Origin of the sequence: Roseobacter sp. HKCCA0434 (assembly GCF_032464675.1) — a bacterium.
In the GTDB taxonomy this organism is placed as follows: domain Bacteria; phylum Pseudomonadota; class Alphaproteobacteria; order Rhodobacterales; family Rhodobacteraceae; genus Pontivivens.
Genome location: NZ_JAWDKL010000024.1, coordinates 23,069 through 34,690, shown reverse-complemented (window position 1 = coordinate 34,690; position 11,622 = coordinate 23,069). Strand labels below are relative to the sequence as shown.

Here is an 11,622-nt window from a genome sequence, read left to right as displayed (position 1 = left end):
GGGTCAGGGGACCGGATCGGGCGGGGAAGGGCATGATCGCGCCGGTCCGATCGGCCGCCGCGCCGGGGTGCGCGCACGGATCTTTCGCGGACGAGGGCGGACGGGCGGTGCCCGCCATTGCCCAGCCCCGTCCCATGATCTAGACGGGGGCGACGCCATATCGACGGAGCCCCGACCCATGCGCATGTCCCGCTATTTCCTGCCCGTGCTCAAGGAGACGCCCGCCGATGCCACCATCGCCAGCCATCGCCTGATGCTGCGCGCGGGCATGATCCGGCAGGCGAGCGCGGGGATCTATTCGTGGCTGCCGCTGGGCTACAAGGTGCTGCGCCGGGTCGAGCAGATCGTGCACGAGGAACAGCAGCGCGTCGGTCACATCCCGATGCTGATGCCCACGCTGCAATCGGCGGACCTGTGGCGCAAGTCGGGCCGCTACGACGCCTACGGCCCCGAAATGCTGCGCATCGCCGACCGGCAGGGGCGCGAGATGCTCTACGGTCCGACGAACGAGGAGATGATCACCGATATCGTCGCCAACTACGTGACCTCCTACAAGGCGCTGCCGCTGACGCTCTACCACATTCAGTGGAAGTTCCGCGACGAGGTGCGGCCGCGCTTCGGCGTCATGCGCGGGCGGGAGTTCCTGATGAAGGACGGCTACAATTTCGACCTGACGCGCGAGGACGCGCTGCACGCCTACAACCGGCATCTGGTCAGCTACCTGCGGACCTACGAGCGCATGGGCCTGCAGGCGATCCCGATGCGGGCCGATTCGGGGCCGATCGGCGGGGACTACACGCACGAGTTCCTGGTGCTCGCCGACACGGGCGAGTCGGAGGTGTTCTACGACAGCGAGATCACCGACCTGACCTTCGGCGACCGCGAGGTCGATCCGAACGACCGCGCGGCCTGCCAGGCGGTGCTGGAGGAGTTCACCTCCCGCTACGCGCGCACCGACGAGACCCATGACGAAGCGGTGTTCGACAAGGTCCCCGAGGCGCGCCGCCGGGTCGCGCGGGGCATCGAGGTCGGGCAGATCTTCTATTTCGGCACCGAATATTCCGAGAAGCTGGGCGCGATGGTCCAGACCGAGGACGGGGGCCGCGCGCCGTTGCACATGGGCTCGCACGGGATCGGCGTATCGCGTCTGGTGGGTGCCATCATCGAGGCGAACCACGACGAGAACGGCATCATCTGGCCCGAGGGCGTGGCACCGTTCGGCGTGGCGATCGTGAACCTCAAGCAGAACGACAGCGATTGCGACGCGATGTGCGAGCGGCTCTATGCGGAGCTCGGGCAGGCGGGGATCGAGGTTCTCTACGACGACCGCGAGGAGCGGGCGGGCGCCAAGTTCGCCACGATGGACCTGATCGGCGCGCCGTGGCGGATCACGGTCGGCCCGCGCGGGCTGAAGGACGGCAAGGTCGAGCTGACCTCCCGCCGGACGGGCGAGGCGGAGAGCCTAACGCCCGAGGCGGCGCTGGACCGGCTCAAGGGGATTTTCGAAGGGGTGTGAGACGCGGGCGAACCTGACCTTGCGCGGACCCAAGGGCGAAGCCCGCCGCGCATCGGTCGTGCCGAAGGCACGCCTTCGGCGTGACCCGCCCCCCGGCACGGCGATTTGGTTGATGTGAGTGTGACGCTGGAAGGTTTCACGGGCTTGGCCGGCATAAAGTGCCATGCTCGAACCTTGGATCGCCGCACCGCGGCCCGCCGATGCGCGGCTTGTGTCCTTCCTCACCCACCCGTGACGATCCGGCGCGTGTCAGGGCGGTCCCTTGCGCTATGTTCTCACCCGACAGGGATTTTCCCGAAGGAGGACGCAAGATGAAACCGATGATGACCGCCGCGATCGCGCTGACGCTCGCACTGCCCGCCGCCGCGCAATCCGCCGACCCCGTGCCGCAGGGCGAGCCGAACGTGCCCGAGTTCACGCCCGCCTTCCCCGAGCAGACGCGCGCGCCGGCCTCCGACAGCGGGGTGTCGATCGCGATGGACACGATCGCCGAGGGGCTGAACCACCCCTGGGGCATCGCCGTGCTGCCCGAGGGCGGCTATCTCGTCACCGAGCGTTCGGGCCAGTTGCGCGTGATCGCCGCGGACGGGTCGCTGTCCGAGCAGCTCACGGGCGTGCCGGAGGTGCACGACGTGGATCAGGGCGGGCTGCTGGACGTGGTGCTGGCCCCCGATTTCGCGGAGAGCCGCGTGATCTACATGAGCTATGCCAAGCCGATGGAGGACGGCATGTCCGCCACCGCCGCCGCGCGCGCGGTGCTGGCCGAGGATCTGAGCGGGATCAGCGAGGTCAGCGACATCTTCGTGCAGGACCCGCCCTCGGCCTCGTCCAAGCATTACGGATCGCGCGTCATTCCGACCGAGGACTGGGTCTTCGTCACGATGGGCGAGCATTCGATCCCGGCGGAGCGGGTCTATGCCCAAGACCTCGACAAGACCTATGGCAAGATCGTGCGCGTGACGCCCGAGGGCGAGGCGCTGGCCGACAACCCCTTCCAGGGGCAGGAGGGCGCGCTGCCCGAGATCTGGACCTATGGCCACCGCAACATCCAGGGCGCGGCGCTGCGCCCCGGCACCGACCAGCTCTGGTCGATCGAGCACGGGCCCGCGGGCGGGGACGAGCTGAACCTCATCGAGCCGGGCAACAACTATGGCTGGCCGGTGGTCAGCTACGGCGAGAACTACTCGGGCACGCCGGTCGGCACCGGACAGGCCGATCACGCGGGCAACGGTTTCGTCGAGCCGCGCTATTACTGGGATCCGGTGATCGCGCCGGGCGGTATGATCTTCTACCAGGGCGAGATGTTCGCGGACTGGGAGGGCGACGTGCTCGCTTCCTCGCTCTATCCCGGCGCGCTGGTGCGGCTGGAGCTCGACGGCGACACAGTCGTGGGCGAGGAGCGGCTGATCACCGATCTGGGCCGGATCCGCGACGTTGAGGTCGATGCGGACGGCTCGCTGCTGGTGCTGATCGACGAGGAGCGCGGCTCGGTCGTGCGGCTGACGCGGGAGTGACGGTCGCCTGACGGGCGCGCGTGGCGCCCGTCCTATCGACGATGCCCCGGCGCGCGCGCCGGGGCCGCCTGTCTCCGGCCGCTCCCGTTGCCGGATCCGGCCGCCCGAGACGATCTCAGTCTTCTCGTCCCAGGCGCATGTCCAGCGTCGCCGTCAGCCCGGTCGGCGGCCAGTCATAGGTCAAGGTCGCGCCGATGGCGGCCAGCACGCCTTCGGTCAGGCGCGAGCCGGTGCCCGCACGGCTGGGCCGCGCGACCTGGGGTCCGCCGGTTTCCGTCCAGACCAGGTGCAGTCGGTCGCCGCGGCGCTGCCATGCGATGTCGACCTTCCCGCCTTCCGACCCAAGCGCGCCGTATTTCAGCGCGTTCGTCGCCAGTTCGTGCAGCATCAGTCCCAATGGCGTGACCGCCTCGGGCAGCAGGTCGACAGGCTCGCCCCGCACGATGACGCGGTCGGTCTCCGCGCTGGTGTAGGGGGCCGTGATCGTCTGGACGAAGTCACGCAGATCGGCATGGCGGGCATTCTGCTCGGCCGAGATGGAGCTGCGATGCGCGAGGTTGAGGGCCGCGAGGCGCGCCTCGACCTTCTGCACCAGCGGCGCGATCTCCGTCTCGGTCCGCGCGGTGACGCGCAGGATGGAGGCGATGACGTTGAACAGGTTGCCGGTGCGATGCTCCAGCTCCTCGGCCACGCGGCTTTGCAGTGCGATGTGACGACGATCCTCGACAATCGCGGTGATGTCCCATTGCGAGCCGTAGTAATGGGTCAGCTCGCCCCGGTCATCGAGAACCGGCCCCACATGCAGCGCGTTCCAGAACGGCGTGCCATCCTTGCGGTAGTTCAGGATCTCGATGACCCGGACCTCGTTGGCCTCCAGCGCCGCACGTATCGCGGCGACCGAGTCGGGGTCGGTGTCCTGCCCCTGAAGGAACCGGCAGTTCTTTCCGACGGCCTCCTCGCGGGTGTAGCCCGTCAGATCCACGAAGGCGCGGTTGCAGTACACGATCGGTTGATCGGGAGCGAACGGATCGACCAGCGTGATGGCCATCCGGGTCTGTTCCAGCGCCTGCTCGAACAACGCGGCCGTGTCGAGACCGAGGCTCTCGGGCTCCGGGTTCGCGTTGTCCTGATGCTCTTGCGGATTGATTTCAAGCTGATCCTGACGGGTGTCCTCCGTCCGGTTTCGATCGTCGTTCATCGTCCAGGTCCGTGGTTCCAAAACGGCCCCGTGCCGCCCTCTCGACTGAAAGTTCAACTATGCCGCTTATGCCAGAGGGTGCAAGGCGCCGCCCGCCGCCTTGACCCCGCCGCCGCCCGCCCCCATTGTCCGCGCGCATTCGGCAAGGAGACCCGCATGTCCGGCAGCGCCGCCCCCTTTTCCCGCTACGAGTGGCTGATCGCCTGGCGCTACCTGCGCGCGCGCAGGCGCGAGGGCGGGGTCAGCGTGATGACTTGGATCAGCCTGGTGGGCATCGCGCTCGCCGTCTTCGCGTTGATCGCGACGCTGGCCGTGCGCTCTGGGTTTCGGACGGAGTTCGTGGGCACGATCCTCGGCGCGAACGCGCATGTGCAGGTGCTGCAACAGCCCTACCGCGTGCAGTCGGGCGAGGTGATCCGCACGCTGGGCGAGTACGACGCCCGCTCGCAGGCGGTGGTGGACCTCGACGGGGTGATCCGCGCGGCACCGACCGTGCGCGGCGAGGTGCTGGCTTCGGCCAATGGCAACAATGCGGGCGTGCAGGTGCTGGGGCAGACCATCGAGGATATCCGCGAGCTGCCGCTGATGGCCGAGCCGGAGGTAAGCTATGGCTCGCTCGACGCGCTGGAGGGGCGCAACGACGCCATCGCCATCGGCACCGGCGTGGCCAATGCGCTCGGCATCGTGGTGGGCGACCGGGTGCAGCTGATCTCTCCGAACGGGGTGCAGGGGCCGTTCGGCACCACGCCGCGCACCTCCACCTACGAGGTGGTGCATGTGTTCCAGGTCGGGCGCTACGACATCGACCGGGTGCGGGTGTACCTGCCGCTGGCCGAAGCGCAGCGCTTCTTCAACCGCGAGGGCGTGGTGGACGAGCTGGAGGTGCTGATCGACGATCCCGAGGAGATCGACGCCTTCGTCCCCGCAATCCTCGCCGCCGCGGGGCAGGGGACCTATTCGTGGACGTGGAAACAGTCCTCGGGCGGGTTCCTGCGCGCGCTCGACATGGAGGACAACATCATGTTCGTCATCCTGTCGATCCTGGTGCTGATCGCCACGCTCAACATCACCTCGGGCCTCATCATGCTGGTCAAGAACAAGGGCCGCGACGTGGGCATCCTGCGCACGATGGGGCTGAGCCGCGGGTCGGTGATGCGGGTCTTCTTCCTGTGCGGCTCGTCCATCGGCATCCTCGGCACGCTGATCGGGGTCATCATGGGTTGCCTCTTCGCCATCTATATCGACCCGATCTTCGGCGCGGTGAACTGGCTGCTGGGCGGCGGGGTCTGGGACCCCTCGGTGCGCTTCATCAGCGAATTGCCGGCAGAGCTGCGCGCCTGGGACGTGGCGCGCGCGGCAATGCTGTCGCTCGGCCTCAGCTTCGTCGTGACGCTGTTTCCCGCGCGGCGTGCGGCCAGCATGAACCCGGTGGAGGCGCTGCGCTATGAGTGATCCGGTCCTGAACCTCGGCGGCATCTCCAAGACCTACAACGAAGGCAAGGCAGGCGAGATCCGCGTGCTGCGCGCGCTCGATCTGGTGGTGCATCCCGGCGAGATCGTGGGGCTGGTCGCGCCCTCGGGCTCGGGCAAGTCGACGCTGCTGCACATCGCGGGGCTGCTCGACAGCGCCGATAGCGGCACGGTCGAGATCACCGGGATGGACGCGAGCCGGATGGGCGAGCGGGCGCGCACGCGGCTGCGGCGCCAGACGGTCGGCTTCGTCTACCAGTTCCACCATCTGCTGCCCGAGTTCTCGGCCAGCGAGAATATCGAGCTGCCCCAGCGCGCGAACGGCGTCGGGGCGGGAGCGGCGCGCGCGCGGGCGCGCGACCTGCTCGACAAGGTCGGGCTGGCCGCACGGGCCGAGCATCGCCCGTCCGAGTTGTCGGGCGGGGAACAGCAGCGGGTGGCGTTCTGCCGCGCGCTCGCCAACGCGCCCGCGCTGATGCTGGCGGACGAGCCGACGGGGAACCTCGACCCCGACACGTCCGAGCAGGTTTTCGGCGTGCTGATGGACCTTGTGCGCACCACCGGGCTGGCGGCGGTGATCGCGACGCACAACCTGGAGCTGGCGGGCCGCATGGATCGCACGCTGCGGCTGGATCACGGGCAGGTGCATCCGGTCTAGGGCTTGGCATTGCGCGGAATCAAGGCGAAGCCGCCGCGCATCGGTCGTGCCGGAAGCACGCCTGCGGCGTGACCCGCCCCCCGGCACGGCGATTTGGCTGATGAAGGCGTGACACGGATAGGTCGAGCGGACTTGGCCGCCATAAAGTGCCATGAACGAACGTCGCATCGCCGCACCGCGGCCCGGCGCTGCTCGGCTCACGCGAAAGGCTAATCACACGCCGCCGACAGGCGCAGCCAGTCCGCGTCGTAGAGCGCGGGGGTGTAGGCCGCGCCGCCGATCACGTCGGCCTGCTGGATCGCCTCCACCCGCTCCTCGGGCGCGCCGGCATCGGACATCATCAGGCTGACCGGCAGGGTCGGCAGCTGCGCGGTCGCCAGCAGCCGCAGCGCGGCCGGGTCGCCCGCGCCGCTCTCGACCCAGTCGCGCGACAGGGCGGCAAGGAGGCGCGGGCGCTCCTCGCGCGGGACCTGACCCGACATGGCGAGGCGGGCGGTGCCGATCAGTCCCAACTCCCGCACGATGACGGCGCGGTCGGCGCCCGCGTCGAGGCGGCCCTGCGCCAGCGCGATCAGGCCCGCGATCTCCTCGGGCTGGGTCGCCGCCGCCAGCGCGGTCGCGTTGACCAGCATCAGATCGCCCGGCAGCGACAGCACCAGCGGCCCGTCGAAGCGGGCGAGCATCGGGCGCATCCGCTCGGCCCCGCCGACGCGCTGCGCGATGCGCAAGAGCTGCGGATGCCCCGGACTGCGGCGCAGCGCGGCGGAGGTGGCGAAGCGGCAGAGGCTCGCGCCCGGAGTGGAAATCTGCGCGGTGGCGAGGTTGAGCGAGACCCGGTCCCAGGTCGTGCGGTCGATGCGGGCGCCGACCTCCTGCGCCAGCGGCCCGCGCAGGGCGACCAGCGCGCCGACCGCGACGATCAGCACGGCGGCGAGCGGCAGCATCAGCCGCCAGGCCCGCCGCGCGGTGCGCGCGACGCTCATGTCGCTACGCACGGCCCGGATGGCGGCGATCATGTCGGGATCGTCGAGGCTCAGCGTCTCGGCCCCGTCGGGATCTGGGCTGAGCACCAGCCGCCCCTCGGCACCCGGCACCTCCTCCAGGGCCGCCAGCGACCAGTGCGCGCGCGGCGCGTCATCCATGTCCATCAGCGTCAGCGTCGCGTTGCCGAAGCTGACAACGACCTCCCGCTCGTAGGCGTCGGGCGCCGGGCGCCACGAGGCTACGGCTTCGAGCCGCTGATACTGGTCGAGGGCGGTCATCGCGCGCATCTGTCCCGTCGGTTCCTTGCACCGTTAACCTAATGCAAAACGGGCAAGGCCAAGCGGCGATCGGCGAAAATCAGCCGGGCAAGGTGTAGTTCATCTCCGCCAGCCGGTCGCGCAGCGTCAGTTTCGAGATCTTCCCGGTCGCCGTGTGGGGCAGCTCCTCGACGAAGATCACGTCGTCGGGCACCTGCCATTTCGCGAACTTGCGCGCCACGGTGTCGAGGATGGACTGCTTGTCGGGGCTGGCACCGGGGCGCGGCACGACGACCAGCACCGGACGTTCGTCCCACTTCGGATGCGCCACGCCGATCGCCGCGGCCTCGGCCACCTCGGGGTGGGAGACGGCGGCGTTTTCGAGGTCGATGGAGCTGATCCATTCGCCGCCCGACTTGATGACGTCCTTGGAGCGGTCGGTGATGCGGACATAGCCGTTCGCGTCGATCGTCGCGACGTCGCCGGTGTCGAACCAGCCCTCGGCATCGGTCGCGGACTTGCCCGCGTGCAGGTATTCGCCGACCACCGCGGGGCCGCGGGTCCAGAGCTTGCCCTGTTCCTCCCCGTTCTCGGGCAGGCGGGTGCCGTCATCGTCGGTGATCTTCAGCTCCACGGTGAAGGGGGGGTGGCCCACGGTCTCCTGCACGTCGAGCCGCTTCTCGTGCGGCAAAGCCGTGACCTCGGGCTTGAAGGAGCAGACGGTGCCGAGCGGGCTCATCTCCGTCATGCCCCAGGCGTGCAGGACCTGAACGCCGTAGGTATCCTGGAAGGTCTCGATCACCGCGCGCGGGCAGGAGGAGCCGCCGATCACCACGCGCTTGAGCGTCGAGAAGCGCTTTTCGGGGTTGTCGCGCAGCCAGCCGAGCAGGCCCAGCCACACGGTCGGCACCGCGGCGGTCAGCGTCACGCCCTGCTCCAGCATCTCGTAGAGCGCGGGCGGCGTCATGTCGCGGCCCGGCATCACCACCGAGGCCCCGGCCAGCGGCGCGGTGTAGCCGATGGACCAGCCATTCGCGTGGAACAGCGGCACAACGGGCATCACCGTGTCCGCAGCACCCAGCCCCAGCATGTCGGGCGACTGGCTGGCGAGCGCGTGGATCACGTTGGAGCGATGGGTGTAGACCACGCCCTTGGGGTTGCCGGTGGTGCCTGAGGTGTAGCAGATGCCGCAGGCGTCGCGCTCGTCCCCCGGCTCCCAATCCGTGTCGCCATCCTCGGCGGCGACGAGGTCCTCGTAGCACAGCACGTCGAGCGCGGTGTCGGGCATGTTGGCGCGGTCGGTCAGCACGATCACCTGCCGCACCTTGAGGAGGCGGGGCATCAGCGCCTCGATCAACGGCAGCAGGTCCGCGTCCACCATCAGCACGCTGTCGCCCGCGTGGTCGATCACGTAGGCCATCTGGTCGGCGAAGAGCCGCGGGTTGAGCGTGTGCAGCGCCGCGCCCGCGCCCGGCACGCCGTACCAGACCTCCAGATGCCGCGCGGTGTTCCAGGCCATGACGCCGACCACGTCGCCCGGTTTGACGCCGAGGCGGCGCAGGGCCTGCGTGCACTTGCGCGCGGCGAGGTGGATGTCGGCCCAGGTGGTGCGGATGATCGGCCCCTCGGCGGAGCGGGAGATGATGGGCCGCTTCGCATGGTAGCGCGCCGCGTGGTCGAGGATCGCGCCGACGCGCAATGGCCAGTCCTGCATAAGGTTGTGCATGTTGTCGTCTCCCTGTCGTGACGGGCGCTTCGCGGCCCTTTGCCGCGAAGGATGGACGCGGGGGCGCGGCGGCGCAACTCCGGCATGGGGTCGCGGGTTGGTGACCCAGCGAAAGGGAGATTCCAGATGAGTGAATTCGAGGACAAGATGAGCCTTGCGCGCGCCGGTGCGCCGGATCCCACGGGCGGGCACGGGGAGGACGGGATGCTGCCGTCCTTCCTGCAGAAGACCGAGACGGGGATCCGCTGCGTCGAATGCGGGGCGGAGGCGCATGACATCGGGGAGCTGGTGCACGAGGAGGGGTGCCCGCACAAGGCGTGAGGGTGCCGAAACTTGCGCCGAAGAGGAACAAAGCGCAGCGACGGGCCGCGGTGCGGCGATCTCCGGCTTGAGCATGGCAGTTTATGCCAGCCAAGTCCGCATGACATTCAAACGTCGCGCCTCCACCGACCAAATCGCCGTGCCGGGGGGCGGCCCGGCGATGCGCGGCGGCCTTCGGCCTTGACTCCGCGCTTTGGAGACATGTGCCTCCTCACCCCTCGAACGCGCGTTCCAGCGCAGGGCCGTCGAGCTTCACCATCTCGCCCATCGCGGCCATCGCCCGGCCGATGCCGTCACTGTCGCCCGAGCGCAGCATGCGCTCCATCGCCTGCGGCACGATCTGCCAGCGCAGGCCGTAGCGGTCCTTGAGCCAGCCGCACATCATCGCCTCGCCGCCCGCGTCGATCAGCGCGTCCCAGATGCGGTCCACCTCCGCCTGATCGGGGCAGGAGACCGTGACCGAGGCGGTCTCGTTGAAGGGTTGGTCCGGCCCGCCGTTGAGCGCCTGATAGCGCGTCCCGGCCAGCTCGAACTCCACCAGCACCACGTCGCCCGCAGCCCCGCCGGGCCAGGCCATCGGGTTGCGGATCACGGCGGTGATCGAGGAACGGGGGATGATCGAGGTGTAGAGCCGCGCCGCCTCCTCGGCGGTGCCGTCATACCAGAAACAGGTGCCGGTCGTCGTCTCGGTCATCGGATCCTCCGCCCATGAAACTCACGGGCGGAGGGTAGCACGGACCTCAGAGTCGTTCGATGGCGATGGCGATGCCCTGGCCGCCGCCGATGCACATGGTGATCAGGCCGTAGCGCCCGCCGATGCGGTCGAGCTCGTACATCGCCTTCACGGTCACGATGGCCCCGGTCGCGCCGACCGGGTGGCCGAGCGCGATCGCGCCGCCGTTCGGATTCACCTTGGCGGGGTCGAGGCCCAGCCCGCGATTGACCGCGATGGCCTGCGCGGCGAAGGCCTCGTTCGATTCGACCACGTCGAAATCGGCACCCTTTAGCCCGGTCTTGGCCATCAGGTTCTCCACCGCCGGGATCGGGCCGATGCCCATGACCTCGGGCCGCACGCCGGCATGGGCGTAGCCCACGACGCGGAAGCGCGGGGTCAGACCCGCCTTCTCCGCAGCACCTCGCTCGGCCAGAACGATGGCCGCGGCACCGTCGTTGATGCCGCTGGCGTTGCCCGCGGTCACGCGGCCCTCCTTGCGGAAGACGGGCTTGAGACCGGCGAGCTTGTCGGCGCTGGTCGCCTTGGGGTGCTCGTCGGTGTCGAAGGCGACCATGTCGCGCTTTACCTTCACCTCGACCGGGACGATCTGCTCGGCGAAGCGGCCCTGGGCGATGGCTTCCGCCGCGCGCTCCTGGCTTTGCAGGGCGAAGGCGTCCATGTCCTCGCGGGTCACGTCATGCTCGTCCGCCACGTTCTCGGCCGTCACGCCCATGTGGCCGGTGCCGAAGGGGCAGTTGAGCGCGCCGAGCATCATGTCGAGGCCGCGGACGTCGCCCATCTTGGCGCCCCAGCGCGCGTCGGGCAGGATGTAGGGCGAGCGGCTCATGCTCTCGGCCCCGCCTGCCAGCGCGAAATCCGCGTCGCCCAGCATCACCGACTGCGTGGCCGAGACGATGGCCTGCGCGCCCGAGCCGCAGAGCCGGTTGACGTTCATCGCGGGCGTGGTGTCGGGGATGCCCGCCTGCATTGCCGCGACGCGGGAAAGATACATGTCGCGCGGCTCGGTGTTGATGACGTGGCCGAAGACCACGGCCCCGATCTGCCCGCCCTCGACGCCCGAGCGCTCCAGCGCGGCCTTGGCCACGGTGGTGCCCAGCTCGATGGGCGGGGTGGCGGCGAGGCTGCCGCCGAAGGTGCCGATTGCGGTGCGTGCGCCGCCGAGAATGACGATGTCGCGTGTCATGCTGATCCTCCCTGATCCGTTCGGGCCGCACGATGCCGCCCCGTGCGGCCGCGTCAAGC

At 69.4% G+C, this 11,622-nt stretch carries 10 protein-coding genes; 5 read left to right on the top strand and 5 right to left on the bottom strand.

Features of this window, described 5'->3' with window-relative positions; genetic code table 11:
• The first annotated feature begins 178 nt into the window (after positions 1–178).
• Together proS and RX333_RS13950 are read left to right on the top strand one after the other, a co-directional pair.
• Positions 179–1,516, top strand: a complete 1,338-nt coding sequence (gene proS / locus RX333_RS13955) for a proline--tRNA ligase (protein ID WP_316015564.1) — start codon at positions 179–181, stop codon at positions 1,514–1,516.
• Positions 1,517–1,836: 320 nt separating this feature from the next.
• On the top strand, positions 1,837–3,030 hold the full coding sequence (locus RX333_RS13950; protein WP_316015579.1) for a PQQ-dependent sugar dehydrogenase: 1,194 nt from the start codon (positions 1,837–1,839) through the stop codon (positions 3,028–3,030).
• A gap of 115 nt (positions 3,031–3,145) precedes the next feature.
• On the opposite strand, the gene RX333_RS13945 is transcribed toward RX333_RS13950, so the two are convergent.
• On the bottom strand, positions 3,146–4,228 hold the full coding sequence (locus RX333_RS13945; protein ID WP_316015563.1) for a PAS domain-containing protein: 1,083 nt from the start codon (positions 4,226–4,228) through the stop codon (positions 3,146–3,148).
• Positions 4,229–4,384: 156 nt separating this feature from the next.
• Between RX333_RS13945 and RX333_RS13940 the strand changes: the two genes are divergently transcribed.
• Positions 4,385–5,680, top strand: a complete 1,296-nt coding sequence (locus RX333_RS13940) for a lipoprotein-releasing ABC transporter permease subunit (protein ID WP_316015562.1) — start codon at positions 4,385–4,387, stop codon at positions 5,678–5,680.
• Positions 5,673–6,356, top strand: coding sequence for an ABC transporter ATP-binding protein (locus RX333_RS13935; protein WP_316015561.1), 684 nt, complete (start codon positions 5,673–5,675; stop codon positions 6,354–6,356). Before RX333_RS13940 ends, RX333_RS13935 begins: the two co-directional genes overlap by 8 nt.
• A gap of 209 nt (positions 6,357–6,565) precedes the next feature.
• Here the strand turns inward: RX333_RS13935 and RX333_RS13930 are convergent, their stop codons facing one another.
• Complete coding sequence (locus tag RX333_RS13930) at positions 6,566–7,627, bottom strand: hypothetical protein (RefSeq protein WP_316015560.1); 1,062 nt, start codon at positions 7,625–7,627, stop codon at positions 6,566–6,568.
• 70 nt (positions 7,628–7,697) lie between these two features.
• Positions 7,698–9,323 (bottom strand): long-chain-fatty-acid--CoA ligase, encoded by a 1,626-nt coding sequence (locus RX333_RS13925; RefSeq protein WP_316015559.1) that lies wholly within the window; start codon positions 9,321–9,323, stop codon positions 7,698–7,700.
• 126 nt (positions 9,324–9,449) lie between these two features.
• Here RX333_RS13925 and RX333_RS13920 point away from each other — a divergent pair, with 126 nt between their 5' ends.
• Complete coding sequence (locus tag RX333_RS13920) at positions 9,450–9,644, top strand: hypothetical protein (RefSeq protein WP_316015558.1); 195 nt, start codon at positions 9,450–9,452, stop codon at positions 9,642–9,644.
• A gap of 211 nt (positions 9,645–9,855) precedes the next feature.
• Here RX333_RS13920 and RX333_RS13915 read toward each other — a convergent pair whose 3' ends face one another.
• The gene (locus RX333_RS13915; RefSeq protein WP_316015557.1) at positions 9,856–10,338 is read right to left on the bottom strand and encodes a VOC family protein; all 483 of its coding nucleotides are present in this window, start codon (positions 10,336–10,338) and stop codon (positions 9,856–9,858) included.
• Between the two features lie 46 nt (positions 10,339–10,384).
• Entirely contained in the window at positions 10,385–11,563 is a 1,179-nt protein-coding gene (locus RX333_RS13910) for an acetyl-CoA C-acyltransferase family protein (protein WP_316015556.1), read from the bottom strand.
• Positions 11,564–11,622 lie beyond the last annotated feature (59 nt).